This window comes from Streptomyces subrutilus (genome assembly GCF_001746425.1).
Taxonomy (GTDB): Bacteria; Actinomycetota; Actinomycetes; order Streptomycetales; family Streptomycetaceae; genus Streptomyces; species Streptomyces subrutilus_A.
This window is the reverse complement of record NZ_MEHK01000001.1, coordinates 5,633,029-5,657,000: the sequence shown is the minus strand read 5'-3', so window position 1 is coordinate 5,657,000 and position 23,972 is coordinate 5,633,029. Positions and strand designations below refer to the sequence as shown.

The following is a 23,972-nucleotide window of genomic DNA, read 5'->3' as shown; positions in this document are numbered from 1 at the left end:
CGGTTCAGCATGACCGCCGAGCGATCCCCGGGCCAGCGGTTTTCACCCGCGCGGCGGTGGTCCGATGAGCACCGCCCTCGCCGAGTTCGTCCAGGCCGACGCCCGCGAGCACTCCCGAGCCCTCTACCTCGTCCAGCGCGGCCGGGTTCTCCTGCGCCCCGAGCTGGCCGCCCATGAGGACGTCCTGCGCCTGGCGGCCGACACGGGCGAGCACCGCGCCGCTTTCGATCTCCTGTACGCCAGCACCCGCTCCGACGGCCGCGCGGTCCGCTGGGCGATCTTCCAGGCCATCTACGCCCGCGCCCACATCGACGGTGCCGTCTTCCGGCGGACGCACGAGCAGATCGCCGAGGACGCCACCGCTTTCTCCACCCTGGCCGGCGGCCGAGAGGTCAAGGCGGCATCGGTGAAGCAGTACATGCGCGAGTTCCACGAGCACCGTCTGGTTGTCACCCTCGAAGGCGGCCTCTCCCCCGCGGCCCACGCCAAGCTCGGCGGCAAGGGCGCCCGCGTCCCGCTGTACGCGCTCACGGTACCTGTCGCCTTGGACGACCAGCTTCCCGCCCGGTCGCCCCTTCGGAAGGGCCGTGACGCTGCCGCCCGCGAAGCTGCCCTTGGCCGCCGGGTTCGCAAGGCACTCGGCATCCCCGAGGAGGAAACCGCAGGTCAGGAAAGGTGGGAAAGTTCGTCCACAGACGCTGGCGGATCCTCGGACTCCGCACCTGTGGATCAACCTTCCCACCCAAACCCCTCCCGTAGGGAGTGGGTTGTATCCCCCCGTCCGCGTCCACGTCGTGATGCTTCCGGTCCCGGTCGTACGCCGCGTACGCGGCGAGGGGAATCCGGCAACACCAAGCAAACGACCCCGGCGCACCGTCTCGCGGACGCCCTCGCCGAGTACGGCTCGCTGGCCCGGATCAGCGACGAGCGCAGGGCCCGGCTGCTGCGGCCTTTCGCGAACGCCGGCTGGTCCCCTGCCGACGTCCGCCGCGCGCTCGACTTCCACCCGCACCACGGTGCGCACATCCACACCGCGAGCCCCCGCTACCCGCTCAGCTGGGCCCAGTACCGCCTCGGCCTGTGGCAGAACCCCGACCGGACCCCGATGCCGTCGCCGAGCCAGCACCAGCGACCCGGATGGACCTGGGGCGGCACGACCTCCCCGGTGCGCGGACTGCCCGACCACATCACGACCGGCTCACCTCTCCAGCGCGGCCAGCACCAGCCGAACGCCGCCTTCCGCGCAGCCCGCGCCGCACAGACCCCCACCAGCGGCCTCTCGAAGCTCAGCCGCGCCGAGCGCCGGGCCCAGCAGGCCCAGCAGCGCGAGCACATCGAGCGGGACTTGGACGCCCGCACGTACGCCCATCGTGAGCGCGAGACCGCCGCGGATCTCGCCCGGCACATCGAGCTGCACGGCTTCGCCGCGTCCCTCCAGTACAACCGCTGCGCCGACCAGGACGCCGTCGCGCCTTACCAGGTCACGCCGGTTTTCTTCGGCTGCGCCGGCCAGACCCAATCCGAATCTCTGATCGACCTCGACACCCAGGAGTGGAACCGGTGAACCGGCATCCCTGCCACAACGAGGCGTGCGCCGAGGCGGCCCCGCTGTCGCCCTGCGTCTGTCGCTGTGGTGGATGGGGTCACGCGGCGAAGACCCAGCCGGGCCTCTTCAATGCCGAGCACATGACGAAGGCCCCCACCGAGGCGGGGGCCGAAAGTCCGAGTCAGGCAGTGGCCGGCGGCTCGGTGTGCTCGAACCACGTCACGGAAACGACCACAGCAGCGGGGGCTCCGTGTCGATGAAGTCGCACCCGAGCGCCCTCGAACTGCACCTTCCGCAGGATCGCGGCGAGTTCCTTGCGGAGGTCATCCACGGTGTGGGGCCCGTCCTCCGGCTCGGTTTCCTCGCCCCGCGCGGCGGCGGCCTCGGCGTACCGGCCGGGCGGCAGCAGCACGACGGCTGCCTTGCCCCGGCGGGTGACCGCGACGGGGGTGTTCTCCAACTGGGTCCGGTCCAAGACCCCGGCCAGGCCCCGGCGGGCGGCCTCCAACGCGATCGACTCCATGGCAGGAATCGTAAGCCCCCGTAGGCTTCCGTGAGAATCCTTGCGAATCCGTAAGGTTCAGTGCCATGCTCTACGTCGCATCACCCCAACCCCCGCCCCAGCGGTAGGAGTTGGAAATCACGCAAAGCGCCCGGAAACGGCTCACAAGGCCGCGAAAGGAAGCGTTCGTTCCTTGAGGACTCAACACGGCACCGTCAGAGCCCCCCGCGACGAACGGGGGGACCGCTACAGCGACGGAGAACCTGCCGAGGGCGGCCCCAGTGGGGCGCTTCAACAGGCGGAGGTGCGACACCTTCACCGCCCGCGCAAAAACCCCGGACAGCGCTCGCAACGCCGGCCGGGGCCTTGAACAACGAACCCCCTAGCTACCAGGGAGAACGCCATGACCAACGTACCCAAGGTGCCCCCGGTCGACCGCGCCGGGGCCCGGAAAGCCGCCGAGAAGATCGCCCGGCGGTGGTCCAAGTGACCAACGAAGAACACCAGCAGGCCCGCGAGGAGGAGCGCGAGGAGATGGTGCAGCTCGCCCGCACCGAGACCGAACGCACCCTCACCGAGTACGGCCTCCCCGCAGCCGAGATCGCGCTGATCCTCGGGAGCGGCGAGTGAACGCCTCAGTGTTCGTCCAGCTCGAACTCGAAATCCCGCTCGGCGCCGGCCGCCGGACCCTGACCGCCGCAGAGCGCCTGCGGGCCGCCGAACTCCGCGCCCGACAGGCCCGACGCCGGGCCGCAAGGCAGTGGCACGGCCACGCCGTCGATTTCTTCCGGGGGATCGAATGAGACCGCAGCGCCGCCAGGCCGGATGCGGAACCGGTCTCCTCCACCTCGCCGCCGTCCTGGCCCTGGTCGTCCTCGCGCTCAAGGCGGCGACCCAGTGACCGATGAGGAGTTCCGCCAGCGCCTGGCCGACGGCATCCGCTTAGTGCTCATCCACCGCCGAATCACCGAGATCCGCAGGGCGTACGGCATCACCGACCACCTGCACTTGCGGAGGTCCAGCACCACAGAGAGGGGGCGACGTCAGTGACCCGCCCAGTACTACAGCTCACCCGGACCCACCGGATCCTGATCGGTGTGGTGTCCGCCGGGGCCGTCGTGATCGCCGCCATCGGCTTCGCCGGGTCGTACGGCGCCGTTCGCGCCCTTGCCCACCAGAAAGGCTTCGGGAACTTCGCCCTGGTCTTCCCGGTTGGCATCGACGCCGGGATCGTCGTCCTGCTCGCACTGGACCTGCTGCTGACGTGGATCCGGATCCCGTTCCCGCTGCTGCGACAGACAGCGTGGATGCTGACGGCCGCGACGATCGCCTTCAACGGCGCCGCAGCGTGGCCGGACCCGCTGGGCGTCGGGATGCACGCGGTGATCCCGGTCCTGTTCGTGGTCACCGTCGAGGCCGCCCGGCACGCGGTGGGCAAGATCGCGGACATCGCCGAGGACAAGAACATGGACGGGGTGAGGGGGTGGCGCTGGCTGCTATCCCCGGCCCCCACGTTCAAGCTGTGGCGCCGGATGAAGCTGTGGGAGATGCGCAGCTACGAGCAGGCCGTGGGGCTCGAACAGGACCGGCTGATCTACCGGACCCGGCTCCAGGCCAAGTACGGCCGCGCCTGGCGCTTTAAGGCCCCCGTGGACGCCGTGATACCGCTCCGGCTCGCCAAGCTCGGTGTACCGCTCGCACAGACCGCCCCCGCCGGCCTCGCCGCTGCGGGAATCCTGATCGAGTGGCGCTCCTTCGAGCCCCCAGCCCGGCCGGAGTTCGAGGAGCACGCGGGCGAGGCTCTGGAAATCGGTAACCCGGCCTCTCGTCCGGCACTCCTTACCGCGTACGCGGCCGAGAAGCCGGATCCGGAGCGCTTGGAGGTCACCCTGCGCGTCCCCGAGCCCCCGGAGCCGGAGTGCGAGGACGAGCCGCACGACAGGGAAGCCGAGCCGGAACCTGCGGGTGAACCTGCACCGGACGCCCCGGACACGACGGACGGCACGCCTGCCTATGAGTCGACAAAACCGCCGGTCGCTCCCGGAAAGAACGGGACGCAAGACGCGCCCGCGCCGCCGTCGGTTCCGGCGGTAGATCCGCTCGCCGCACATCGGGAACGCGTCGCCAAGGAGACCGCGGCTGCCCGTTCTGTGATTCGGGAGAAATGGGATGCGGCCCGGGAAGAGAACCCGAAGCTCACGAAAGCCGCATTCGCCCGCATGACCGAGTGGACCGAGGCGCAGGTGTACGCCGCACTCAAGGGCCACTGACCTACGCAAAAGACGGCGCCCCCGCCAGCAACCTCCTACAGCCCCGGCGGGGGCGCCTTGTTGTCCCCGAAAGGACAAGAAACAGCATGACTCAGATAGCGCACGACTCGGACCATTCCGAGCACATCCCCGCCCTCACCCCCGACGCGCACCACACCGTCGACTGGGACCGTATCCGGGTGACGGTCCGGGCGATCCGGCCGGTCCGGCTGGTCGTCATGGTGGCCGCCGGACTGTTCCCGGCCGTCGTGTGGTGCGACCGGGTAGCCGAACCGCTCGCCGCTGAACGGTCCGTCGACACCGCGTTCGCCGCCGCGTTCATCGCGTCCCTCGTAGGCGGGGTCCTGTTCGCCGCCGGGGGGCGGATCCGAAGGTGGGCCGGATCCTTGCTGCTGTTCGCGGCCGTCGGCGGAACGCTCCTCGCCGCCCCGACCCGGCACCTGATCGCCGCGTGGATCGTGGGTGCCTGACCATGGAGTTCATCGAAATCACCCACGTCGTCACCCGCGCGGGCGCGGCCTTCGGTTTCTGCCTGATGGTCATCACGGGCGCCGTGATCTTCTACGCCAACGGCCGCACCTTCAAGGCCCTCAAGAAGCGCCGGTTCTGGCTTCCCTGGGCCGCTTCCTTCCTCGTGATGGTGCTGGCCTCCGCCGTCGTCGGCGGCATCGTCGGCAACATCTCCGGCACGTTCACCGGCACCGGCAACAAGCTGGGCCAGGAGATCGGGAACGCGGCCGTCGGGCAGTCCGGCGCCGGAGCCGTGGAACTGTCCACGGGCGAAGTCCTCGGCTACTCCGGATCCTGGATCGCCCTGACCCTGATGATCCTGCTTGGCCTGTTCATCTGGTTCGCCAAGGGCTGGGGTGAGCGCGCGCTGGCCATCTCCGGCGCCCTGACCGGCTCAACCTGGGGCATCGCCTCCTCCCTCGGCGGCATCGCATCCATGATCGGCGTCCCGCTGATGACCTGGATCGGTGAGGGGATGATCGGATGAGCACCAAGCCCGGTCCCCTCATCACCCGTACGACCGCCGGAGCCGGAAATATCGCGGTGTTCCTCGCCCACTGGGCCGGCGGCCACACCGTCTCCGAGGAGGAGCTGCTGCGGCGCATTCTCAAGGCTCGTGCCGAGGCGCACACCGAGGCCGTGGACGAGCACCAGCGCGAGGCCCGCCGCGCACACAAGCGGGCGACCAAGCTCCGCCGGATCGCCGCCGAGGACGGCGGACTGACCCCCGCCGCTCAGATCGACCTCACCCGGGCCGAGCACGAGGCCCGGCGCCACGAGGCCGCCCTGGAGGCGCTGGGGGACTGGGAGATCCGGGACGTCGACCCGGGGCAGATCCGGCACCGCCGCAGAAAGATCGCCGCCGTACGGTGCACCGCCCTGGTGCTCCCCGTAGCGGGCGTGGCAGTGGGGTCATGGCTGATCGACGGCGTGGTGCTCTTGGTCTCCACCCTCGGCACGGCCACTGCCTGCTTCGCCCGGGGTTACCGCCCCTTCGAGCTGACCGTGCGGCCCGTGCCTGCTGAACTCCTCGCCGAGACCGCGCGCCTGGTCCTGGAGCCCGCCGAAGAGGAAGAAGAACCGGCCGCGGTGGTCGTCGACACGGGGGAGTGGAAGAAGGAGCTGCTCGTGTACGTGGAGCAGGCCGTGGCCATCAAGAAGCACGAGGGCACCAACGGCGTCCACGCGGTCGAACTCCTTCACGGACTCCAACAGCAGGGACGCTTCCTCGGCCTGACGTCCGCCACGTTCCCCGCGAAACTCCGGGACGCCGGGATCCCCACGAAGGTCATCAGCGTCGGCGGAGACAAGGCGATCGGCGTCCAGTACGCCGAGCTGGAGAAGGCCATGGGACACATGCCCCGCCTGCCCGCACACCTGGTGCCGGACCTGACGGCGTACCCCACTCTCCCCTCCCCCGCAGAGCCCGAGATCTCCCAGTAATCCGGGAAACATGCAGGTCGCAGGCTTACCGATTACCTTCACCGCCCCGCTTACCCGGTCCCCTGGCCGTGCTGCTCCCGCCCGCGCGGGAGCGGTCGCGGAGGCTCGACCGGCCTCAACCACACCCGAAGGAGACGCCACGCGTGTTCGGCAACAACGACGCCGAGATAGCCCGGCTCCGCGCCCAGCTCGATGACCGGCGCGGCGTGATCAAGGACTACCCCGAAGGCCACCCGGCCCGGGTCCTGTACGAGGGCGAGGCCGCCGCAATAGCTGCCGAGATTGAGCGGCTCAAGGGCGCCGGCTGCGGTGTACCCGCCTCGCTCGTCCTCGCCGCGCTGATCTTCTTCGCGCTCCTCACCTTCGCCAGCTTCCGCTAACCGGAATCACCACCCCAAGGAGAAACCCGTGGACCCCACGACCCGCCAAGCCGTCAACGCCATCAGCGAAGCCCTGGACGAAGGCCGCGACGTCGCCGAATTCCTCGCCCACGCCCTCGCACACGTAGCCGCCGCCGAAGGAGGCGTGGACGAAGTGCTGCGCAACCGCCCCGGCTCCTGGGAGGCAACCCACGTCCGCGGCCTCCTGCACGGCACCGTCGGACCCGACGGCGAAGCCCTCATCCACTACAAGGAGAGCGGCCGATGACCTACCTCCCCCAGACCCCCTTCGGCGTCATCGAATCCCGCGTCTGGAAGTGCCCGGAACGCGGCTGCCGCGCCACCTTCCGCTCTGCCAACCCGACGATGCTCGACAAGCTCGCCCAGCTCCACGCCGCCCGCGTCCACCAAGGGAAGACCCGATGACCACGACCGAGACCCCGCCGATCCGCCCCGAGGCTGGCGGAACCGAGGCCGACGACACCCTGTGCACCCGGTGCGGCTGGACCCTGGGAATGCTGTGCCCTGAGTGCCCCGGCTGCGGCTGCTCGATCGGCTGCACCGGCTGGCGGCACAACGAATACCGGCACGACGCGGACGACGAGCCCGGCGACTGCGGGGACGACAATTGCCCCGGATGCGACGAGTGCAGCCCCTACGGCTTGGCCTACGGCGAGGTGGGCTGGTGAGCCGGACAGTACGTATGTCAGCGCCGAGCGGTACCGTTCACAGTCCGGGGGGAGACTCCCAGGAGGAGAGGAGGAAGCACATGGCAACGGTGTACGACGTCGCCGCCTACGTACTGGCCAAGGCCGGATCGATGACCGCGATGAAGCTCCAGAAGCTCACGTACTTCGCCTACGGCTACCACCTGGCGTGGGAGGACCGGCAGCTCTTTCCCGAGCGGTTCGAGGCGTGGGCGAACGGTCCCGTCGCACCTGCTCTGTACGACCGGCACCGGGGGCAGTACCAGCTCGGACGTGACGCCATCAGGGGCAACGCCGCCGCTCTGGACGACGGCGAACGCGAGTCCGTCGACCTCGTACTGGAGATGATGAGCCCGTACACGGCGCACGAACTGAGCCTGATGACCCACACCGAAGGACCTTGGGTACACGCGCGCGAACGCGCTGGGGCCGGGGCGCTGGAACGCAGCTCCGAAGAGCTGGACGACACCGAGATCGCCGACTACTTCGGTGCCCTCACCGAGAGCACGACGGCCTGATGGCGCGGACGAAGAAGAAGGGCCAGCCCCCTGTTCTTCGGACCGTAACCGGCAAAGGCGGCGGGATACCGTCCCTGCCCGGCGCCAGCACCTCCCACGAGCGAGTGAGCTGGCGCTTTGCCCAGGTAGACCATGACGGCCGGTGGGCACTGCACCACATGGAGTCGCAGATGTGACTCACCGTGCTGAGCAAGATGTCCGAGGTCGAGAAGATGACCGTCCAGGAAATGCGCAACGCGTCCGGCGGGAAGCTCTACAAGGAGTACGCCACCGAGGACACAGGCATCATCCGCGAGGCACGTGACCGGCTGACCTCACTGGGACTCTCCGACATGACGAAGATCGGGCGCATCCGATTCGCGGGAACACAGCGGCTCTACGGGTTCTTGGAGGGCACCGTCTTCCACGTGCTGTGGTGGGACCCGAACCACGAGGTCTACCCGTCGAAGCTCAAACACACCTGATCCAACACGAAGGCCCCCGCCCCGGCACCGAGCCGGCCAGCGGGGGTTTCTTCATGCCCATCTCAACATTCGGCAAGTCGGAGACACGCTTTGCCATCCGATGTAGCTTGACCGCCGATCAAACTGACCAGCCACAGGAGACCCGTGTACCCGCCCCCGCACACCTACGCCTCCACTCAGCCCGTACGGCGCTGGTGGCAGCACCCCGCCCTGATCATCACGCTCCTGGTGATCCTGCCCCCGGTCGGCATAGCCCTCGCCTGGACGAGTCTGTGGTCCAAGCCGAAGAAGATCGTCGCAACGATCCTGGCGGGCATCTGGTTCTTCCTGCCCTTCACGACCGCCAGCGGGAAGAAGGGGTACGAGGAAGGCAAGAACGGCAAGGCCGCCGCCACCGCCTCGCCCAGCCCGTCCGTCACGGCGTCGCCCACGTTGGCCACCTCGCCCCCGCCCGTTTCGCCCACGCCCAGCCCGACGCCCAGCGCGGTACCGGTCATGCCCTCCGTCGTCGGTGCCACTTACGACGACGCGATCAAGGCCCTTGAGGCGGCCGGGATCGCGAAGAACAACGTCACGCTTGACGACGTGTACCTCGACATCGAGACCCCGACCCACGCCAAGGCCGCCGGAGACGCGGATTGGAAGGTCTGTTTCCAGACCCCGGGCAATGGGGCCGGTGTCGCAGCAGGCGGCACCGTTCACCTCGACCTCGGCAACTGGTCCGGATTCTCGCTGGTGAAGAAGTGCCCCGCCGCCAAGGGCACCTCGTACAACATCCCGGCCAACGACCCGAACTACCACCGGGACAACGACACCTCCGGCGGCTCCAGCTCTTCCAGCGGCGGCTCCTCCTCCGGCGGGGGCGGCAGCGTCTACTACAAGAACTGCACCGCAGTGCGTGCCGCCGGCGCTGCCCCGATCCGGCGCGGAGACCCCGGCTACGGCAAGCACCTCGACCGCGACGGCGACGGCGTGGCCTGCGAGTAATGGCCAGCCCCCTCAAAGAAGCAGCGGCCGGAGCCGTCGCTGCTGTGGCAATGGTTGCCATTCTCGCTGCTATCGGCCTGACCAGCGGCCGCAGCAGCGGCCCTGACGACCAGGAACCCACCTCCACCTACAGCAGCCAGCCCACCCCGCTCTCGGCCTACACCCGAGCCCCCAGCCCGGCCGTTACGGCGAGCGCGACACCCACTCCGGCGCCCACACCCACCCGGATGCCGACACCGACGCCGGAGGCATCGACGTACAAGCCCTCCACCAACGGCGGCTCCGGCTCCGGCTCCGGCAAGAGTCGTAACGACAGCTACTACGACGGGAACTACGACAACGACGACGATTGGCACGACCGCTACGGCAACCGCGACGAGTACTACGACGGCAACTACAACAACGACGGCGCCTACCACGACAAGTACGGCGGAAAGCGCCGCCGGTAGCATCTCCTGATTACGAAGCCCCCGCCCCCGGCAGCAGTCCGGACCCGGCGGGGGCCTTCTCGTGGCCGTCTCACCATGCGCACGCCAAGCATCCCGCCTCAACAATCTGTGTAATCTCCGCGCGGCCGAAGACATCTTTTGCCATCAGGGCATCCCGCGCCCCTCCTCCACACCACCCCTTGCGACACCGAAGGAACCGTCTTGAAGAAGGTCATCTCCATACCGCTCGCCGTACTCGGTGCCCTGGCGCTGTCCGCCTGCGGGCCGACGGAGGGCAGCGCCAAGCCGACCGCCGACGTGTCGCCCACGCTGGCGCCGGCCGTGCCGTCTCCGGCCGTGCAGACCGTCGACCTCTCCTGCGCCTCGCAGGGCCGGCCCGACAAGAAGGTTCCACTCGCCGCGGAGTACCGGGTCCTCAAGCCGGGCGACACCACCACCGGCGGGAAGAAGTTCGACATCACCGTCAAGGAGGTCACCGACCCCTACACGATCGGCAACGAGTACATCCGCAAGAGCGTGGACGCGGCCGGGCACCGCGCTGTCGGCCTCGTCCTGTCGGTGACCAACAAGACCACCGAGCCCCAGCGGCTCGACCAAGGCATCTTCTCCTCGGCTGTCGACGACGACCTGAACTGCGCGAAGGTAGAGGCGATGGGGCCCCTGATGGACGTCGAAGACCCCAAGATGGACGCCTACCTCGCCGAGCCGCTGGACAAGAACCTGGGCGCGGGCAAGACGACGGATCTGCACCTGGTGTACGAGACGGGCAAGGACATCAAGAAGCTCACCCTGTACTTCGTGACCGGCTCCGACACGGCCTCCGAGGTCTTCGCCAGCGTCGCCCTCTAGTGCTGTGACCGGGAAGGTTCGCCGGGTTGAGCGGTCAGGCCGCGGAGGGTAGGGGTCTGCCGCCCCAGCGGATACCTCTTTCGCTGCGGATTCGGGCGCGTTCGCGTCGTTGGGCGGCAAGGACGTCGGGATGGCGGGCGTTCTTGTTGCGCCAGCGCAGGTAGGCGTGCAGGGCCCGGGTCTGGACGGTGTGGTTGGGGTGGTTCGAGTTGGCCAGGGTGAACTGCCGTAGCGGTCCGAAGTGGGCTTCGATCGGGTTGGCCCAGGAAGCGTAGGTCGGGGTGAAGCACAGCTCGACCTTGTTGCGAGCCGCCCACCTGCGGATTTTCCAGTTGAGGTGGGCGGAGAGGTTGTCGAGGATCACGTAGATCGGGGCGCCGTCCGGGCGGGCGGCACGGATCGTTCTCAACGCGGTCCAGGTGTGGTCGATGCCCTTGCGGCGCCGGTTGATCCCCCACATCTGGTCGTCGCCGACCGAGTAGCAGCCGTGGAAGTAGGTGATTCCGTGGGTGCGCCGATAGGTGGCCGGCAGGCGGTCGGGCCGGGTCTGCCCGGCCCAGCAGGAGCCAGCGGTGGGGCGAATGCCCAAAGGCCCGAACTCGTCGAACGCGAACGTGCGGTCCGGCCGCTCGTTGATCGCGTACTCGATCCGGGCGAGCTTCGCGTCGAAGGCCTCATCCGGGGACTCCTTCCAGGTCTTCGTGCGCTGGAAGGAGATCCCGCGGCGGGCCAGTAAGCACCGCAGTGCCTCCCGGCCGATCCGGACGGGCCGGGCAGTGTTCCTGCGCAGGTGATCGGCGAGCTTTCGGATCGACCAGCGGGTGAAGGGCTTGCCCAGCACGGTCGGACGAGTAGTGGCCGTCTGGACGACGAAGTCCTCGTCGTCACGATCGAGAAGGCGGGGACGGCCTCCCGCCCACCGAGGGTTCAGGCATGCGAGCCCGATCTCGTTGAACGTGTGGATCACATCGCGGACGGTGTCCTCGTCCGCCTGGACCAGGCGGCCTATGACCGGGACCGTGCTGCCGCCGGCCGAAGCCAGCAGCATCATCGCCCGCCGAAACCGCACTGAACTCGTGCTGCCCCGCCGGACGATGTGCTGGAGTTTCTGGCCCTCCTGCTCCGTCAGCCCGCGAACCCGGACCGGTTTCGCCATCCCGCCTCCCCACGCTGCTTGGAGAACTCATTTCCAACCAGCACCAGGAACAACCCGGCGAACCTTCCCGGTCACAGCACTAGCCACACGCGGCGCAGCCCCCGCCCCGGCACCGAGCCGGCCAGCGGGGGCTTTCTGCCCTTAGCCGGACTGCCTCCAACCAGGCCCCGGAGCAGGCAAGTTCTGACATAGCATCAGCGGATGGACTTCACCTCGATCCTCGAATCGGCCACCGCCGTCGTCTCCGGCATCGTCGCCATCGACGGTGCCACCCCCACCGCCCGCGCCTGGTGGGCCAAGCTCTTCAAGGGCGCCACCCCCGAGGAACAGACCACCGCCCTCGAACTCTTCGACGACCGCACGAGCACCATCCGCAGCAACTCCAACGCCGCGGACGAATGCGCCACCCCCGAAACCGACGCCGCGGCCGAGGGCTACTACAACCACGCCATAGCCGAACTCGCTGAACACCTCGCCCGCCACCTCGACGCCCACCGCGAACTGCTCCCCGACCTCTACGAACTCCGCGACAAGGTCATCAAGATCCAGCAGGAGAATAACGTCGAGAAGGGCCAGGCCGGCGTCTTCAACGGCCCCATCACCAACAACTTCAACTAGCAGCCCGCGATATCCGAGCTCCCGCACCGTCCGGCGGGGGCTTCGTCATTTTCGGGGCGTTACCAACCCGGCGCCCATCCCGCATACGGTGAGTACACGACTGAAAACCCCCGGTTCCTGCGCTCGGACCGGGGGCTTCTTCGTTTCCGCGGGTCAGAAAGTCTGCTCGATGTGCTCGAAGATGTCCGCGTCGGTCTGCTGCTGCCACTCGGGCAGCGCCTCCCAGTCGGCGACGTAGCCGGGCTTCGGGTCGGGGATGTGCTTGTGGATCTGCGCGATCCAGCACAGCGCGACGAAGCGGCCCTTCTGCTCCCGGGTCAGCTTGGCCGTCTGGCCGCCGCTCACCCGGACGAAGTCGCGGACCTGACCGAAGACGGCCGCAGCCGACTCCCGCTCCCACTCCGGCGTCTCGTCCCACGGAGTGATGTAGCCGGGCTTCGGCTCCCCCGGGAAATACTTCTTCACGCCGGCGATCCACGCCTCACGGAAGATCCGGCCGTCCTCGCTCATGCAGTGGTCCCTCGTCCTCAGGCGGCAGCCGACAGCGCCGCGATCCGGTGGTGCAGCTCCGAGACTCGCGCATCGGACATGAGCGGGGCAAGACGCTTCTGGAGCCCTTCGAGCTTCTTGCCGATGTACCCGGAACCGGTCTGCCCGGCCAGAGCCAAAGCGGTGCCGCTGTACTGCATCACCTGCTCGACGTCGCCCCGTTGAGCACCCAGCGCCGCGAGTTCAGCAAGCACCGCCCCCCGGCGCCGGGAAGACAGCGGCTGCTCCAAGGCGGACGTCAGCGCCTGCTCGGCGAGGTCGGGGCGGCCGAGCTGGAGGTAACAGGTGCCGCGCTCCTCGGCGAGCCGGGAGCCGTCGAACCGCAGCCATCCACCGTTTTGGATCTCCCCGCCCAGACCGTGCACCTGCTCGGCCTCGTCCAGCGCACGCTTGCACGAATCCAGATCGCCGAGGCCCGCGAACGCCTCCGCTTGGACCGCCGCGACCCAGTAGCGCGTCGACAACTGGCCGTCTCCCCGCCTGGAGACGCGCGAGGCCGCAGACAGTATCGGCGCCGCCACAGCGAACCTGCGCTCGTACAGCTCGATGAACGCGTGTCGCGTCATCGCACAGGCCCACAGATCGAAGTCTCCTGCCTCTTTCGCCGCACTGGCCGCGACCGTGTAGCAGTGGGCGGCTTCGGTGTAGCTGTTGCCGTCGAAGAAGACCTCCCCGGCGAGTTGGTAGAGGTCGCCCACCATCGTGCAGAGCCTTCGGTGCGAAGTCGCTGCCTGTGGCTCCCCCAGCCCCTTCGCCAGTCGGCCGAGCTGACTCCTCACCAGTGGGTACACGTCCTGTTTGGACTCCGCCAGGGAGAACGTCCGCCACAGGGCACGGTTCAGCTCCGGCCCGGTCTCGGCGAGTGCCGAAGCGGTGTCCGCCCGAACGGCGGCTGCGGCATCCAGGCCCGGCAGCGTGACCAGCGCGCCTGTCACAGCGAGCAGGCCAAGGACATCGCGGCGCTTCATGTCGTCAGCATCACCAGGGTCTAGGAGGGTCTCGGGGATGTCGGGGCCGGCGAAGGGTCGCTGGGCGGAGACGAGCATGGCGTCCAACTCCGAGGTGGTGACCTCAAGGAGCCGCGCGATCCGGGGCCGATGGAAGGGCCGGGGTGCGGCCTTCCCGTTCTCCCAGCGCACGACGGTGGACGTGGCGACCCCGAGCAGCTCGGCGAACTCTTCCTGAGAGTAGCCCCCTGCTGCGCGCTGCTCGGCTAAACGGTGGCGCTTCATCGTCATCGGCGTCTCCCCATGTTCAGCCACCATCCCAGCTCAGCCCGTTCAATGCCCTGAAAACGCCTGGGAAACGCTTGGGAAGCGCTCTGGGAGCTACCAACTGACCGCAGTTCACTGGTCACACGCCGCCCCCGCAAGGCGGCACTCCTGGCCCCGCCGCTGTCGACCCCCTTCGTGGCGGGGCCGGGCACCACCTCATCGAAGGAGACCCGCAGATGAGCACCATGCCCACCCCCGCCCAGGCCGCCGCCCGTGCGAAGCGCATCCTGGCCGCGATCCGCGCCGACCCCGAGTTCGGCGCCTTCGAGGCCGCGACCCTGGAGTACTCCAGCGACTGGCAGTGCTTCACCGGCTTCCCGGTGATCGAACGCTGGAACCTCGACTCCGACAAGGCCCCGCTGTTCGCCGAGGGGCTGCGCGCCCTCGCGGTCAAGGCTGCCGTCTTCGACCTCACCGGCGACGAGCGCCTGGCCGAGGTCCCCGTCGCGGTCCCGGTGGACGAGATGACGCACGCCATGATCGCCCAGCCCCAGCTCCTCGCGCGGATCACCGGGCGGATCGGGGTCTCGGTCATCCACCAGACCGACCAGGAGCACACCGACTACACCGCCGGTGACTTCACGCACCTCGCCTACCGCCTCGCGTGGGGCGAGCCCCCGGCGCGGTACTGGCTGGTGAAGGAGGAAGTGGACCGGCGGGTGCAGATCCTCACCGCCCGGTACGCCTCCATCGGCATGGACCGCGCCGGCCGTGAGCACGACATCGAATTCGCCGCCGCGTAGGTCACCGAGAACGGAACAACGCCCAGCGCTTTCGCGGTGGCTCCTGCTCGACAACGACCCGTTCGGGCGGAGGCGCGATCCGGTCCGGCTCGACCCCGATCTTGTCCGGGTGCACGCAGGCCGGAGTCCCGTCTGAGGTGTAGCGGTGACCGTCGGCCGGGTTGAACGGGCACTCGCGCGACGGCCGGTCGTAGACGACGAAGGCATCCCTCGGCAGCCGCAGCGACGGACAGATCCCGCACGCCGGATGGTCGCTGTCCTCAGTGATGAACGGCTCAGCCATCCCCGCACGATACCCCCGAGCAACGGGCCGCGGCCCCGTCCCTGAAAACGCACCCGCGGCCCGTTGCACCCCCTCCAGCCTGAGGAGCGACGCCATGACCCAGCCCCTCCCTCGCCGCGCGCCCGGCGCCAGCGGACGGCAGTACACCGTCCCCGACCCGCAGCCCGGAGCCCCGAGCCGGTCCCTGCGGCTACGTGCGGCCGGCGGTTGGGTGAAGTTCATGCGCCGCTCCGAGATGCAGCCGGAGGACGGGACGTGACATACCCCGTCGACCACACCGGCCACGAGCAGCATCCGCTCCTCCGCCAGCAGGTTCGCGACATCGCCTCGAAGTGTGTGGGCGTGCTGGACGCCGTCACCCACGAGACCCACTCCGACGGCCGCGTCGTGCGTCTGGCCCATGTACGCCCCGTCTCCGGCATCGCCTGGACCACCCACGCGGACAACGTCGAGCCGGCCGGAGACAGCCGGTGAAACTACCCCTCCTCCAGAACGGAACGCCGTGCACGGTCACGAAGGGTCTTGCACGTACGGCACTTCCGATGACCCCGCTTGTCTCTGATCGTGTTCGCCTCGTCGTACAGGTGGCCCTGTGGGCAGTGGGTCTTGCGGGCGTTGATCCCGCCGGCGCCAATGCCGCTACGTTTTTGATCATTCGTACACGTGCGGCAGACACGTCCCCCGCTCGGTTTGCGGTAGAGGTTGTCTCCTGCGTACGGGTGCCCTTGGGGGCAGTGGGTCTTGTCGGAACTGTTCTTCCCGGCATTCCCCCGACGGACGTTCTCCTTCTGTGTCACCGCCTCCAGGTGCTCCGGGTTGAAGCAGGCCGGGCGTCGACAGAGGTGATCCAGCACCAGGCCCTCCGGGATCGGACCATTCACCAGCTCGTACATGAACCGGTGAACGCGATGGCCTTTCCCCGCAACAAGGATGTATCCGTACCCGTTGACCTTGTGCCAGGGCCAGATCATGCACCGAGTCATGTACCAGGGCGCCGGCGCCAGCAGGTTCGTTGTAATCCGCGGCCCGATCTCAAAGCTCATGCCCTGATCTTGGGCTTTTCCGACTTCCGGCAGCAGCCGCTGACCGGGTGATCAACTCCCGCCCCGCACCTCCTACAGCGCCACCGCCCGGGGCGGGCGCACCACTTCCTCTCCGCACCTGATTAGGCAGTCGGCACGGAGAGGAACGGCGCCGGGGACATGTCTGGGGACGTGATCCCCGGCGCCACCCATGCACCACTCGAAAGGCAATCGAGAGGAGCACAGCCATGACCGTCATGCTGACCGCGCCGGCCCAGCCGGAGGAGCGCGTCTACCGCAACCCGAGGGACTTCGTCAGCCCCGAGGTGTGGGACCGCGAGGTCACCCTGCTCATGCGCGACTACCCCTTCGACGAGGTGATGGCCACCCGCCTGTTCCACGCGGCCGTGTCCTACCTCGTCACCGCGATGGAGAAGTGGGACGAGCCGGTCCCGCTGGAGATGTGCTGCGGCCGGATCGTGGACATCGCCGTGCACGTGTTCATCCTCGACACCAAGAACTACCGCGAGTTCTGCGCTGAGCACTTCGCCGGCAGGTTCCTGGAGCACATCCCCGAGATCGCGTTCAAGTACGACGGCTCCGTGGAGCGCACCGCGCAGATCATCCACGACAACGGGTTCGAGGTCGACTGGAAGCTGTGGGAAGCGGACTACGCCAAGTGCGGGCCGTGCCACCCCGGATCCAAGTGCCACTGACCCACCCCTGAACGATCGGGCCGGGGCTGCCTTCGGGCGGCTCCGGCCCTCTTTTATGCACTTTTGTGTGAGTTTCTTCCTTCCGCCTCCACCCCGGGACTCCCACCGGTAGCGTCACGCGCACCGGAACCGAGAACCTCCCGAGGAGCCTCATGTCCAGCGCCCCCAACACCCCCGCCGAGTACTGGGACAAGTACAAGCCCCACCGCGGCGACGAGCCCCAGCAGCCGCCGGCCGCCGAACGATTCGACTGGACCGGCCTGCCCGGCACCGGCCCCGGCGCGGAGATCCTCGGCACCCCGAAGACCGCCCTGGACCTGGGACCGGCGGAGGGTGAGAACGCGGCCTTCCTCGCCCGCAGCGGTGTCGAGGTCGTCGCCGTTGACTTCTCACCCGTCCAGACCGAGCGGGCCCGAGGCTTCTGGGCCGACACCCCGAACCTGGACTTCGTCTGCGCGGACGCGCTCAACTTCCTCGACGAGGACGTGCGGCTCTGGGACGCGATCTACTCCACCTGGGGCGCCGTCTGGTTCACCAACCCGGACATGCTGTTCCCCCGCATCGCCCGGCGCCTCGCCCCCGGCGGCATCTTCGCCTTCTCCCACCGCGAGCCCATCGTGGGCCAGTACGGCGCCCAGCAGATGGGCGGGAAGTGGCTGGAGGGCCGGGAGACGGAGCTGACCGTGCTGCGCTGGCAGCACACCCCAGAGCAGTGGACCGACCTGCTCAAGCGCCATGGCTTCACCGACGTCTCCGCCGAGGTCATCCCCTCCCCGGACGGCGCCCTCGGCACCCTGCTGGTCACCGCCACCAACGACTCCTGACCACCCGCACGCACCAGCGCCCCGCCCTCCAGCAGCATCGGAAGGCGGGGCGCTCGGCTACTCCTCCAACCACCACGGAGCGATCGAGCATTCAGCCTGCGGCAGCTCCTCCTCCTCCTTCGGACCGGCCGGGGCCTGGTCCGGGGAGATCTTCCTGCGCTTGGCAGCCTCTCGCGCCCAGGTGCGACTCGTCCACGGCCCCGTCGCCCCGAACTCCTCTCTCTCCCGCACCGTCAACTGCTCGGCGCGGTGGTTCAGGAAAGCCAGCGGCGTCTTCCCGCTGGTGCGGATCGGGGCCCAGGGCGCAGGACCCCCGGCGGCCTCTTCCTTGTCGGGGTTGAGGCCATCGAGCAGGAGCAGCTTGTACTTGGCCTCTCCGACCCGGGCCGCCCAGCTCTGATAGGGCGCGTCGTCCGCCCAGTACGCCGGCTGCTGGGTGCGTGCGTCGAGTACGGGCACCGGCTTGATCATCCAGTCCGGCGGGGGGACCCCGGGGCTCCATGGCGCCGTGGGCGTCTGCTCCGGCGCGGGTTCGTTGACGATCTCCTCCCAGTACTCTCGCGCCGCCCCGCGGCCGACCACCGGGACGTGCCTGAGCGCGTTCCGGCGCCGCCTTCTATCGCTGCTACTCATCGCCCCACACCGCTCCGTCCGAGGCTCGTACGACGGGGACCAGGCCCGGCCCCCAGGGCCTGCGCGGACGGAACCGGGGAGGAGACGCCGGGGGCAGCCCGTGGAAGTCCACGACGTGGCGGGGCGGCTCGGGCTTGGTGGCGGCCAGCAGAGCCGCGTACTCGGCTCGGGCCTCGGGAGTGGTCAAGTCCACGACGGGCTCAGGGTCTGGCCTCCGGCGCCGGAGGAACTCGGGAAGGGTCATGTTCAGCTCCAATCTGACGGTCCCCCCGGGACCCGGAAAGCCGGAATCCCCTCCGTGGGACCTGGAAGGATCTCGGTGGTGTGCGGAAACCGCGCTCGCCGGCTCGGGATACGAGTAACTCCGCCAGGGCCCCACAGCCAGGCAGGACAAGGGATCACAGACCCTGTCGATGCTTCCCCCTCCGTGGGGCCCTTGTGTCGTCAGGCAGCCGCGTTCAACGCGTCCGCGTGCTCGGACCACATCCCGTGGGTAATGGGCACCGCGCGCCACGGCTGACGTCGTCCATCGCGGCGAACGCGTACCGCCACCCAACGCCCTGTCCAGCCCGAGAGGTCCCGCGACAGCGTGGACGAGGGGAGGGCCACGCCGTCCAGCTCCTGGCCCACCTTGCGCAAGTCCACGAGCGCGGAGGCGATCTCCTTGTGACCGTTGTTGGCCACATCGAGCCCGTGAACGAAGAACAGCGCATCGCCGGCCACGGGGGTCCAGAACAACCGAGAGGAGGCCCAGTAGCACCCCGCAGGCGGCTCGGGGTACACCCGCGTCCCAACGGGCGCCCTCGCCACCTCGACAGCGGGCGGCGGCGGATACTCCCTCCGCATGCTCGCGTACAGCGGGGCGAACTCGGCCGGGGGTACCGCCCCCATCACCACACGTCCGAGTAGGACCCGCGGGGACGGTTGAGCGCGTACTGACTCATGTCCGTCGGGTTGGGTTCCAGCTCCGACAGTCGGCCGCGCTCCTGCCGGTGGGCCGAAGCGTGGTACTGCTGTACCGCCCGCAGGTGCGTCGCCTCCCGCACTGCGTCGAGGTCGCCGTAGCTGAGACTCATGGCCCCGGCCGCCGCACGGTTCCGCTCGTCCTTCGCGGTCCGGCCGTCGATCCAGGCTTGGGCGTGCGCCCCGAGATTCGGGTTCCTGTACGTCAGCTCGGCGGCCATCGCCTCTTCCTGCGCCTGCCGTTCACTCTCCTGTGCCGCACGTACCTTCCGCGTCCAGAAATCATTCATCGCCGTTCTCGCTTTCTCTCGCTGAGCGCTATTGGCGGCTCAGTACGTGGAATTTGCGCGGGGGCAGATAATGAGATCAGCCCCGCCTGTAAGGAGATTGCTATGCGTTGGAGAGTCAGTGACTCCGTTACCGCTGCCCAGAAGGAGACCGTCAAGGACTCCCCGCCGCAGGTGAGTCCCGTCCACTTCCGAGAAAGGACGCTCACCGAAGCTGACGGCTACCGCCCCGGTACCTGGCGAAGCGACTACCAGCTCAACCCGGAGATGTCCCGTCCGGACGGGCCTGATGCGTGGAGGCCCTCGGGTTCCTACTCCACGAGCGTCCACAACGAGGGCCGGTCGTCCTGGACTCGGCGCATGGTCATGGACGACGAATCCGAGTACGGCCACTACGAGCGCACGCAGACCGGTGACAACTCGCTCTACTACAGGTCGGGACGCCCCAAGCTCGGAGTCGCCATGACCCCTGCCGAGTTCCGCGCAGCAGCCGAGGAGCAGTGCGGGCACTGAGGTGCGCGGGGCCCTGACGCCCGTCACGACAGGGCCCCCAGCCGGGGCATCAGCCGGCCGTCTCAGTGGACGCTTATTTCGCGGGGCCTGATATGGGCTGGCCGCTTCACGCGGTTCTCGTATTCCAGCTCCCTCTCGGACTTACCGTGCCGGAGCTGCACGTACGAAAAGCCCGCCTCGAAAAGGGCCGTGACCACAGCAGTGACCTGTCCCGAGTCGAAGGTGGGGCAGCCGTACCGCTCACTGAAAGTGAACGTGCCCGGCTTGAACTGGGACACCAGCAGGTTCGGGTCAGCATCTTCCGGATACCGCAGGAGTGCCGGATAGTGCGGGCTGATTGACGATGTCCAGATGACAGGATCGTTGTTCATGCAAGAAGCGTGCACCACGCAGGGGGAAAGTCGTTAACGACGGAAAATACGCAGAACGCACAGGCGCACGGCTAGGTTCAAGAACCCTGTTCCCTTCACTCTCTTGGTGACTGTCGCCGCGTCAGCCCCAGACAGTAGAAAAGGGGCATGACCAAGAAGGTGAACGGCTACCTCCACAAGAACCCCATGGGCGACGGCTACAGCGTCCGGTTCTTCTGTCCTCACTGCTGCATCTGGCACCGCCACGGCGCCCCCGGCGGCCTCGCCGAGATCGGCAACACCACCGACCGCGCCCCGCACTGCTTGCCCGGCTCGCCGCTTCGAGACCGCGGGGTCGACATCACCATCCGCTCGACGCCGTTCGAGAAGGCCGAGAAGACCGTCAAGGCCGCCACCCCCGCGCAACAGAGCATGATCCGGCAGGGCCGAAGCTCCGCCGCCATCGAACGACTTCGGGCACAGCCAGCGGTGACGCTGCCCTGAGCGAAATCATCCTCGCCGCACTGCGTCCATGCGGCTGCTGGAGCTGCGCGCGGGGCCTTACCGTACGCGTCGACAACCACCTCAGAAGGAGGACAACATGACCGCCACCGACACCTTCGAGCCGGCCGTCCTGTCCCCCGTGATCGAAGCGCGCCTCGATCACATCGTCGACCTCGTCGAAGGTCTCCAGCGCCTTGAGGACATCTACGACCTCGACGGCTCCGCCGCCGAGGCGTGCAGCCTCCTGACCGGGGCCAGGGACACGGCCATGACGAAGCTCGCCGACTGCCTGCGGGCCGAGGAGAACCACCGCCCTGCGGCGATCCGCGATCTGCGCATCTACGCGCCCGACCTCGCCGACGAACTCGCGCGGCTCACCGAGGCGCCCTAGGAGGGTCCCCCGTCAGGGCTAATTTTTCCGGGGGGTCGAAGGCTTCAAGAAGGTCTCCACAGAGACAGCACTACGTCTCGGTACACAGACACCCTGCTCGTTCAGCGGCTCCAACTGGTCAAGCGTGAACAGATGCTGCACAGCTGGAGCCGCACAAGAACAACAATGCAGCGGCCAGGGCTAAACTTTCGGGGCGGCAATGGGCCCCCTGTCCGTGGCTACACAGAGAGAGACCCCTACAGCTACGTACACAGCCCTGCTGAGCCGAACCTCGGTTGAACCGATCCCCGCACCCGCACAGCTGGAGCCCCGCGCAGAGCAAGAACAAGAACTTCTTGCATGAGCGGGAGAAGCTGCAAAATTCGAAAAAAGGCGGGGAGCAATGTGACCGGTCTCCGTCTACACAGACAAGAGACTGCACTACATCTACGGACACCACGGTCGCGCTGGCCACGCTGCCGCTCCCGCTCCCGGTCCCTGCCGTACACCCAGCTCATGCAATACACCCCGCTAGAGCACACACCCCGCTCATGCCAGGAAGGGGCCGGCGCCCGTCCCGCCGACGGCGCGAGCAGTGTCCTTTCTCACATTAATTCAGGTTGACCTTCACCCTTCCCCTGAATGTTGAAAATCACCAGCACAGCACGAAGCCCCCGCCGGGAAATCAGCGGGGGCTCTGCATTTACCCTGACTCAGCCGACGCCACGGAGTGCGTTCTCCTCCCAGCCGTCCTCTTCGTCAAAGTAGCCCTCCATGGCGGTGCTGTTCGGTGCCCAGCCGCCTTGTGCAGCAATGACAGAGCGATCGTTCCCCGCCTTTTTTGCTGCGGTGGCGAGGCCGCGGCGGGGGCTGTGACCGGTGGGGCGGATATCCAGGCCAGCGATCTCTCCACAGCGGGTGATGACGTCACCGACGGCTTCGGGAGTGATGCCGCCGACCATCAGCGACTTCCCCTTGGCGTGGATCCGGCGGAATGCGAAATCGTCGGGGTCCAGCTCCTCCCCGGTCAGCTCCTCCACGTCCGCCTTGTACTTCCTCCAGGAGGTCACAGGACAAATCCGGGTGTCCTGGAGGGGCAGCACCTTGACCTTGCGCGGCTTCACCTTCGACACGCGGATGTCGACGAGGAGACCGCGGCCCTCGGGGTCTTCGGTGATGTCGCGGTTTCTGAGGTAGGCCAGTTCATGCTCGCGGCCGGCGATGGCGAAATGCATGGTCATCAGGGAGCGGTCCCGTACGCCCCGCAGGTTGTCCGGCAGGGCCTTGGAGATCTGCTTCATGTGGATCGGCAGCAGGGCCGGGGCGGGGCCGGTTCCGCGCACCTCGCCGTCCTTCTCCATCTGCTTGACCAGGGCTTTGATGTACTCGCGGGCGAGGGAGGCGACCTTCCGGTCCAAGGTGAGGCCGTGCTCCTTGCGGGCGGTGGAGATGACGCCGGACAGGCGGCGCTCGACGGTGCTGGGCGCGGTGTTGGTCCCGGCCTTCTTGCCGGGCTGCTGCCAGAGCCAGTGAACGAAGGCGACCAGGGTCCCCTCCTCGACGGCCAGGACGGGCAGGCCCTTCTCCGCGGTGAACTTCTCCCAGGTTTCCCAGTCCTGCGCGTACCCGTCTCGCGTGTTCTCCGGCCGGCTGTCGGCCACGGTCTTCTTCGCGGCGAGACCGACAGCTTCGAGCAGTGCACGGGTTTCGGCATTGAAGTCTTCCGGCCTCAACATCTCGCCGGATCGCGGCGCGGGTACCGTCAGGCCGCCCGCTGTGTCCACCCCTGTCAACACATGTTCCTTTCTTCCGATTCCGCGTTCCACCACCACGGATACGTCAATGTATTCGGAGTCATGGCACCGGCGCAGTCGAGTCCGGATCTTGGACTCCCCTGAGCCTCGATCGTGCCCGGTTTGATTGTTGTTGTTCGTGAAGCCGGATTCAGGCGGTTCGTTCCTCTGCGTACTGCTGCCGGAGCCATCGCCCGAGCGTCCTGTGCTGCTCGACGGAAAGAATCTGCGAGGGCGTACCCCAGAACTCGCCGGCCGCCACCGCCTCCCAGGGCACCCGCACAAGGGTCACACCCCCGAATGGCATGGGCACCACAAGCCACTTGGCATGTTCATCGTCGTGCGCGGGGCGGTACGCCAGCATCCCCACCGTGGAACCGCCCTCGGGCCTGCGCCACTCGACCACACGCTGGTGGTTCATCTGCTTCCGAGTCAGCGGCCGACTGAACGGCGCCGCTCGCTTGGGCTTGGGTACCGAATTATCGGTAAGGAGTGTGTCCATACGTTGATGATTACCCCAGAGATTTTGATCCGAAATAATCCCCCGACGCCGGCGGGCCATGGTGGCAGTGTCTTTTGGGGCGCCGTCCCTGCTCGCCGGCCGCCTACCGGAAAACCGCGGGGCCGTGATGAGGTGTTGGAGGAGCGGTTGACGTCCGGCGGTGCTGCCTTCCGCCGAATCGGATTCCTTCCGTCGCAAGGTCGGCCATCGGCTGCCGTCCTGCCGCTCCCTCTACGAGTGGGGGCCG

General features: G+C 68.1%; 38 protein-coding genes. 25 read left to right on the top strand and 13 right to left on the bottom strand.

Features of this window, described 5'->3' with window-relative positions; genetic code table 11:
* Positions 1-64 precede the first annotated feature (64 nt).
* Entirely contained in the window at positions 65-1,564 is a 1,500-nt protein-coding gene (locus tag BGK67_RS26345; RefSeq protein WP_069922396.1) for a hypothetical protein, read from the top strand.
* Positions 1,565-1,727: 163 nt separating this feature from the next.
* Here BGK67_RS26345 and BGK67_RS26340 read toward each other — a convergent pair whose 3' ends face one another.
* Complete coding sequence (locus BGK67_RS26340; RefSeq protein WP_069922395.1) at positions 1,728-2,069, bottom strand: type II toxin-antitoxin system prevent-host-death family antitoxin; 342 nt, start codon at positions 2,067-2,069, stop codon at positions 1,728-1,730.
* 465 nt (positions 2,070-2,534) lie between these two features.
* On the opposite strand from BGK67_RS26340, the gene BGK67_RS39080 reads away from it, so the two are divergent.
* The 15 genes from BGK67_RS39080 to BGK67_RS26280 all read left to right on the top strand — a co-directional run bounded on the left by BGK67_RS39080 (position 2,535) and on the right by BGK67_RS26280 (position 10,625).
* Entirely contained in the window at positions 2,535-2,678 is a 144-nt protein-coding gene (locus tag BGK67_RS39080; protein ID WP_167739598.1) for a hypothetical protein, read from the top strand.
* A complete protein-coding gene (locus tag BGK67_RS39075; RefSeq protein WP_167739597.1) occupies positions 2,675-2,851 on the top strand; it encodes a hypothetical protein in 177 nt (58 codons plus the stop codon). Before BGK67_RS39080 ends, BGK67_RS39075 begins: the two co-directional genes overlap by 4 nt.
* Before the next feature lie 243 nt (positions 2,852-3,094).
* On the top strand, positions 3,095-4,318 hold the full coding sequence (locus BGK67_RS36585) for a DUF2637 domain-containing protein (protein ID WP_079154379.1): 1,224 nt from the start codon (positions 3,095-3,097) through the stop codon (positions 4,316-4,318).
* A gap of 86 nt (positions 4,319-4,404) precedes the next feature.
* Positions 4,405-4,788: a hypothetical protein gene (locus BGK67_RS26330; protein WP_069922394.1), complete on the top strand. Its 384-nt coding sequence runs from the start codon at positions 4,405-4,407 to the stop codon at positions 4,786-4,788.
* A 2-nt stretch (positions 4,789-4,790) separates the two neighbouring features.
* Positions 4,791-5,315, top strand: a complete 525-nt coding sequence (locus tag BGK67_RS26325; RefSeq protein WP_069922393.1) for a hypothetical protein — start codon at positions 4,791-4,793, stop codon at positions 5,313-5,315.
* On the top strand, positions 5,312-6,271 hold the full coding sequence (locus BGK67_RS26320) for a hypothetical protein (protein WP_069922392.1): 960 nt from the start codon (positions 5,312-5,314) through the stop codon (positions 6,269-6,271). Before BGK67_RS26325 ends, BGK67_RS26320 begins: the two co-directional genes overlap by 4 nt.
* 143 nt (positions 6,272-6,414) lie before the next feature.
* A complete protein-coding gene (locus tag BGK67_RS26315; protein WP_069922391.1) occupies positions 6,415-6,651 on the top strand; it encodes a hypothetical protein in 237 nt (78 codons plus the stop codon).
* Positions 6,652-6,679: 28 nt separating this feature from the next.
* On the top strand, positions 6,680-6,919 hold the full coding sequence (locus BGK67_RS26310) for a hypothetical protein (RefSeq protein ID WP_069922390.1): 240 nt from the start codon (positions 6,680-6,682) through the stop codon (positions 6,917-6,919).
* Positions 6,916-7,077: a hypothetical protein gene (locus tag BGK67_RS39070; RefSeq protein WP_167739596.1), complete on the top strand. Its 162-nt coding sequence runs from the start codon at positions 6,916-6,918 to the stop codon at positions 7,075-7,077. The genes BGK67_RS26310 and BGK67_RS39070 overlap by 4 nt, the downstream gene beginning before the upstream one ends.
* Positions 7,074-7,340 carry a hypothetical protein gene (locus BGK67_RS26305; RefSeq protein ID WP_069922389.1) on the top strand — a complete coding sequence of 89 codons (267 nt, stop codon included), beginning with the start codon at positions 7,074-7,076 and terminating at the stop codon, positions 7,338-7,340. The genes BGK67_RS39070 and BGK67_RS26305 overlap by 4 nt, the downstream gene beginning before the upstream one ends.
* An 80-nt stretch (positions 7,341-7,420) precedes the next feature.
* The gene (locus BGK67_RS26300; RefSeq protein ID WP_069922388.1) at positions 7,421-7,876 is read left to right on the top strand and encodes a Panacea domain-containing protein; all 456 of its coding nucleotides are present in this window, start codon (positions 7,421-7,423) and stop codon (positions 7,874-7,876) included.
* 182 nt (positions 7,877-8,058) lie between these two features.
* Entirely contained in the window at positions 8,059-8,340 is a 282-nt protein-coding gene (locus BGK67_RS26295; RefSeq protein WP_069922387.1) for a hypothetical protein, read from the top strand.
* Between the two features lie 144 nt (positions 8,341-8,484).
* Positions 8,485-9,327 carry an excalibur calcium-binding domain-containing protein gene (locus tag BGK67_RS39510; RefSeq protein ID WP_208948754.1) on the top strand — a complete coding sequence of 281 codons (843 nt, stop codon included), beginning with the start codon at positions 8,485-8,487 and terminating at the stop codon, positions 9,325-9,327.
* Positions 9,328-9,377: 50 nt separating this feature from the next.
* Positions 9,378-9,776, top strand: a complete 399-nt coding sequence (locus tag BGK67_RS38380) for a hypothetical protein (protein WP_141754066.1) — start codon at positions 9,378-9,380, stop codon at positions 9,774-9,776.
* A 201-nt stretch (positions 9,777-9,977) separates the two neighbouring features.
* Positions 9,978-10,625, top strand: coding sequence for a hypothetical protein (locus tag BGK67_RS26280; RefSeq protein ID WP_069922385.1), 648 nt, complete (start codon positions 9,978-9,980; stop codon positions 10,623-10,625).
* A gap of 34 nt (positions 10,626-10,659) precedes the next feature.
* Here the strand turns inward: BGK67_RS26280 and BGK67_RS26275 are convergent, their stop codons facing one another.
* The gene (locus BGK67_RS26275) at positions 10,660-11,781 is read right to left on the bottom strand and encodes an IS630 family transposase (protein ID WP_069919633.1); all 1,122 of its coding nucleotides are present in this window, start codon (positions 11,779-11,781) and stop codon (positions 10,660-10,662) included.
* Between the two features lie 201 nt (positions 11,782-11,982).
* Here BGK67_RS26275 and BGK67_RS26270 point away from each other — a divergent pair, with 201 nt between their 5' ends.
* Positions 11,983-12,399, top strand: coding sequence for a hypothetical protein (locus tag BGK67_RS26270; protein ID WP_069922384.1), 417 nt, complete (start codon positions 11,983-11,985; stop codon positions 12,397-12,399).
* Between the two features lie 153 nt (positions 12,400-12,552).
* On the opposite strand, the gene BGK67_RS26265 is transcribed toward BGK67_RS26270, so the two are convergent.
* A complete protein-coding gene (locus BGK67_RS26265; protein WP_069922383.1) occupies positions 12,553-12,909 on the bottom strand; it encodes a hypothetical protein in 357 nt (118 codons plus the stop codon).
* A gap of 17 nt (positions 12,910-12,926) precedes the next feature.
* On the bottom strand, positions 12,927-14,186 hold the full coding sequence (locus BGK67_RS26260) for a helix-turn-helix transcriptional regulator (RefSeq protein WP_069924118.1): 1,260 nt from the start codon (positions 14,184-14,186) through the stop codon (positions 12,927-12,929).
* 212 nt (positions 14,187-14,398) lie between these two features.
* On the opposite strand from BGK67_RS26260, the gene BGK67_RS26255 reads away from it, so the two are divergent.
* A complete protein-coding gene (locus BGK67_RS26255) occupies positions 14,399-14,965 on the top strand; it encodes a hypothetical protein (protein WP_069922382.1) in 567 nt (188 codons plus the stop codon).
* Between the two features lies 1 nt (position 14,966).
* Here the strand turns inward: BGK67_RS26255 and BGK67_RS26250 are convergent, their stop codons facing one another.
* Positions 14,967-15,248 carry a hypothetical protein gene (locus BGK67_RS26250; RefSeq protein ID WP_079154662.1) on the bottom strand — a complete coding sequence of 94 codons (282 nt, stop codon included), beginning with the start codon at positions 15,246-15,248 and terminating at the stop codon, positions 14,967-14,969.
* Between the two features lie 94 nt (positions 15,249-15,342).
* Between BGK67_RS26250 and BGK67_RS39065 the strand changes: the two genes are divergently transcribed.
* Both BGK67_RS39065 and BGK67_RS26245 read left to right on the top strand, forming a co-directional pair.
* On the top strand, positions 15,343-15,507 hold the full coding sequence (locus tag BGK67_RS39065) for a hypothetical protein (protein WP_167739595.1): 165 nt from the start codon (positions 15,343-15,345) through the stop codon (positions 15,505-15,507).
* Positions 15,504-15,722 carry a hypothetical protein gene (locus tag BGK67_RS26245; RefSeq protein ID WP_069922380.1) on the top strand — a complete coding sequence of 73 codons (219 nt, stop codon included), beginning with the start codon at positions 15,504-15,506 and terminating at the stop codon, positions 15,720-15,722. The genes BGK67_RS39065 and BGK67_RS26245 overlap by 4 nt, the downstream gene beginning before the upstream one ends.
* A gap of 2 nt (positions 15,723-15,724) precedes the next feature.
* On the opposite strand, the gene BGK67_RS36575 is transcribed toward BGK67_RS26245, so the two are convergent.
* Entirely contained in the window at positions 15,725-16,291 is a 567-nt protein-coding gene (locus BGK67_RS36575; RefSeq protein WP_079154378.1) for an HNH endonuclease signature motif containing protein, read from the bottom strand.
* A 227-nt stretch (positions 16,292-16,518) separates the two neighbouring features.
* Between BGK67_RS36575 and BGK67_RS26240 the strand changes: the two genes are divergently transcribed.
* Both BGK67_RS26240 and BGK67_RS26235 read left to right on the top strand, forming a co-directional pair.
* Positions 16,519-16,986: a glycine-rich domain-containing protein gene (locus BGK67_RS26240; protein ID WP_432215484.1), complete on the top strand. Its 468-nt coding sequence runs from the start codon at positions 16,519-16,521 to the stop codon at positions 16,984-16,986.
* 152 nt (positions 16,987-17,138) lie between these two features.
* Positions 17,139-17,810 carry a class I SAM-dependent methyltransferase gene (locus tag BGK67_RS26235; protein ID WP_069922379.1) on the top strand — a complete coding sequence of 224 codons (672 nt, stop codon included), beginning with the start codon at positions 17,139-17,141 and terminating at the stop codon, positions 17,808-17,810.
* Positions 17,811-17,867: 57 nt separating this feature from the next.
* Here the strand turns inward: BGK67_RS26235 and BGK67_RS26230 are convergent, their stop codons facing one another.
* The 4 genes from BGK67_RS26230 to BGK67_RS26220 all read right to left on the bottom strand — a co-directional run bounded on the left by BGK67_RS26230 (position 17,868) and on the right by BGK67_RS26220 (position 19,627).
* Entirely contained in the window at positions 17,868-18,443 is a 576-nt protein-coding gene (locus BGK67_RS26230; RefSeq protein WP_141754065.1) for a hypothetical protein, read from the bottom strand.
* On the bottom strand, positions 18,436-18,636 hold the full coding sequence (locus tag BGK67_RS38375) for a hypothetical protein (protein WP_141754063.1): 201 nt from the start codon (positions 18,634-18,636) through the stop codon (positions 18,436-18,438). Before BGK67_RS38375 ends, BGK67_RS26230 begins: the two co-directional genes overlap by 8 nt.
* Positions 18,637-18,887: 251 nt before the next feature.
* On the bottom strand, positions 18,888-19,166 hold the full coding sequence (locus tag BGK67_RS38370; RefSeq protein WP_141754061.1) for a hypothetical protein: 279 nt from the start codon (positions 19,164-19,166) through the stop codon (positions 18,888-18,890).
* Positions 19,167-19,333: 167 nt separating this feature from the next.
* Positions 19,334-19,627: a hypothetical protein gene (locus BGK67_RS26220; protein WP_069922376.1), complete on the bottom strand. Its 294-nt coding sequence runs from the start codon at positions 19,625-19,627 to the stop codon at positions 19,334-19,336.
* A gap of 171 nt (positions 19,628-19,798) precedes the next feature.
* On the opposite strand from BGK67_RS26220, the gene BGK67_RS26215 reads away from it, so the two are divergent.
* The gene (locus BGK67_RS26215) at positions 19,799-20,206 is read left to right on the top strand and encodes a hypothetical protein (RefSeq protein WP_069922375.1); all 408 of its coding nucleotides are present in this window, start codon (positions 19,799-19,801) and stop codon (positions 20,204-20,206) included.
* 62 nt (positions 20,207-20,268) lie between these two features.
* Here BGK67_RS26215 and BGK67_RS26210 read toward each other — a convergent pair whose 3' ends face one another.
* The gene (locus BGK67_RS26210; RefSeq protein WP_141754059.1) at positions 20,269-20,577 is read right to left on the bottom strand and encodes a hypothetical protein; all 309 of its coding nucleotides are present in this window, start codon (positions 20,575-20,577) and stop codon (positions 20,269-20,271) included.
* A gap of 147 nt (positions 20,578-20,724) precedes the next feature.
* On the opposite strand from BGK67_RS26210, the gene BGK67_RS26205 reads away from it, so the two are divergent.
* Both BGK67_RS26205 and BGK67_RS26200 read left to right on the top strand, forming a co-directional pair.
* Entirely contained in the window at positions 20,725-21,060 is a 336-nt protein-coding gene (locus BGK67_RS26205) for a hypothetical protein (protein WP_069922373.1), read from the top strand.
* Between the two features lie 97 nt (positions 21,061-21,157).
* On the top strand, positions 21,158-21,451 hold the full coding sequence (locus BGK67_RS26200) for a hypothetical protein (RefSeq protein ID WP_069922372.1): 294 nt from the start codon (positions 21,158-21,160) through the stop codon (positions 21,449-21,451).
* 692 nt (positions 21,452-22,143) lie between these two features.
* Here BGK67_RS26200 and BGK67_RS40175 read toward each other — a convergent pair.
* Both BGK67_RS40175 and BGK67_RS26190 read right to left on the bottom strand, forming a co-directional pair.
* Complete coding sequence (locus BGK67_RS40175) at positions 22,144-23,166, bottom strand: tyrosine-type recombinase/integrase (RefSeq protein WP_079154661.1); 1,023 nt, start codon at positions 23,164-23,166, stop codon at positions 22,144-22,146.
* Positions 23,167-23,374: 208 nt separating this feature from the next.
* Positions 23,375-23,725 (bottom strand): hypothetical protein, encoded by a 351-nt coding sequence (locus BGK67_RS26190; RefSeq protein ID WP_141754058.1) that lies wholly within the window; start codon positions 23,723-23,725, stop codon positions 23,375-23,377.
* Between the last annotated feature and the right edge of the window lie 247 nt (positions 23,726-23,972).

Bases quoted from the DNA above. Each gene is read 5' to 3' on its own strand.
- BGK67_RS26320 (WP_069922392.1), top strand. From the start codon at position 5,312: ATGAGCACCAAGCCCGGTCCCCTCATCACCCGTACGACCGCCGGAGCC.
- BGK67_RS26250 (WP_079154662.1), bottom strand. From the start codon at position 15,248: ATGGCTGAGCCGTTCATCACTGAGGACAGCGACCATCCGGCGTGCGGG.
- BGK67_RS26300 (WP_069922388.1), top strand. From the start codon at position 7,421: ATGGCAACGGTGTACGACGTCGCCGCCTACGTACTGGCCAAGGCCGGA.
- BGK67_RS40175 (WP_079154661.1), bottom strand. From the start codon at position 23,166: ATGTTGAGGCCGGAAGACTTCAATGCCGAAACCCGTGCACTGCTCGAA.
- BGK67_RS26210 (WP_141754059.1), bottom strand. From the start codon at position 20,577: ATGAACAACGATCCTGTCATCTGGACATCGTCAATCAGCCCGCACTAT.
- BGK67_RS36575 (WP_079154378.1), bottom strand. From the start codon at position 16,291: ATGAGCTTTGAGATCGGGCCGCGGATTACAACGAACCTGCTGGCGCCG.
- BGK67_RS26235 (WP_069922379.1), top strand. From the start codon at position 17,139: ATGTCCAGCGCCCCCAACACCCCCGCCGAGTACTGGGACAAGTACAAG.
- BGK67_RS26330 (WP_069922394.1), top strand. From the start codon at position 4,405: ATGACTCAGATAGCGCACGACTCGGACCATTCCGAGCACATCCCCGCC.
- BGK67_RS26275 (WP_069919633.1), bottom strand. From the start codon at position 11,781: ATGGCGAAACCGGTCCGGGTTCGCGGGCTGACGGAGCAGGAGGGCCAG.
- BGK67_RS26305 (WP_069922389.1), top strand. From the start codon at position 7,074: ATGACCACGACCGAGACCCCGCCGATCCGCCCCGAGGCTGGCGGAACC.
- BGK67_RS39065 (WP_167739595.1), top strand. From the start codon at position 15,343: ATGACCCAGCCCCTCCCTCGCCGCGCGCCCGGCGCCAGCGGACGGCAG.
- BGK67_RS26215 (WP_069922375.1), top strand. From the start codon at position 19,799: ATGCGTTGGAGAGTCAGTGACTCCGTTACCGCTGCCCAGAAGGAGACC.
- BGK67_RS26265 (WP_069922383.1), bottom strand. From the start codon at position 12,909: ATGAGCGAGGACGGCCGGATCTTCCGTGAGGCGTGGATCGCCGGCGTG.
- BGK67_RS39070 (WP_167739596.1), top strand. From the start codon at position 6,916: ATGACCTACCTCCCCCAGACCCCCTTCGGCGTCATCGAATCCCGCGTC.
- BGK67_RS26345 (WP_069922396.1), top strand. From the start codon at position 65: ATGAGCACCGCCCTCGCCGAGTTCGTCCAGGCCGACGCCCGCGAGCAC.
- BGK67_RS26255 (WP_069922382.1), top strand. From the start codon at position 14,399: ATGAGCACCATGCCCACCCCCGCCCAGGCCGCCGCCCGTGCGAAGCGC.
- BGK67_RS26230 (WP_141754065.1), bottom strand. From the start codon at position 18,443: ATGAGTAGCAGCGATAGAAGGCGGCGCCGGAACGCGCTCAGGCACGTC.
- BGK67_RS26325 (WP_069922393.1), top strand. From the start codon at position 4,791: ATGGAGTTCATCGAAATCACCCACGTCGTCACCCGCGCGGGCGCGGCC.
- BGK67_RS26240 (WP_432215484.1), top strand. From the start codon at position 16,519: ATGACCGTCATGCTGACCGCGCCGGCCCAGCCGGAGGAGCGCGTCTAC.
- BGK67_RS26200 (WP_069922372.1), top strand. From the start codon at position 21,158: ATGACCGCCACCGACACCTTCGAGCCGGCCGTCCTGTCCCCCGTGATC.
- BGK67_RS26190 (WP_141754058.1), bottom strand. From the start codon at position 23,725: ATGGACACACTCCTTACCGATAATTCGGTACCCAAGCCCAAGCGAGCG.
- BGK67_RS26340 (WP_069922395.1), bottom strand. From the start codon at position 2,069: ATGGAGTCGATCGCGTTGGAGGCCGCCCGCCGGGGCCTGGCCGGGGTC.
- BGK67_RS26270 (WP_069922384.1), top strand. From the start codon at position 11,983: ATGGACTTCACCTCGATCCTCGAATCGGCCACCGCCGTCGTCTCCGGC.
- BGK67_RS26220 (WP_069922376.1), bottom strand. From the start codon at position 19,627: ATGGCCGCCGAGCTGACGTACAGGAACCCGAATCTCGGGGCGCACGCC.
- BGK67_RS26260 (WP_069924118.1), bottom strand. From the start codon at position 14,186: ATGACGATGAAGCGCCACCGTTTAGCCGAGCAGCGCGCAGCAGGGGGC.
- BGK67_RS26205 (WP_069922373.1), top strand. From the start codon at position 20,725: ATGACCAAGAAGGTGAACGGCTACCTCCACAAGAACCCCATGGGCGAC.
- BGK67_RS38380 (WP_141754066.1), top strand. From the start codon at position 9,378: ATGGTTGCCATTCTCGCTGCTATCGGCCTGACCAGCGGCCGCAGCAGC.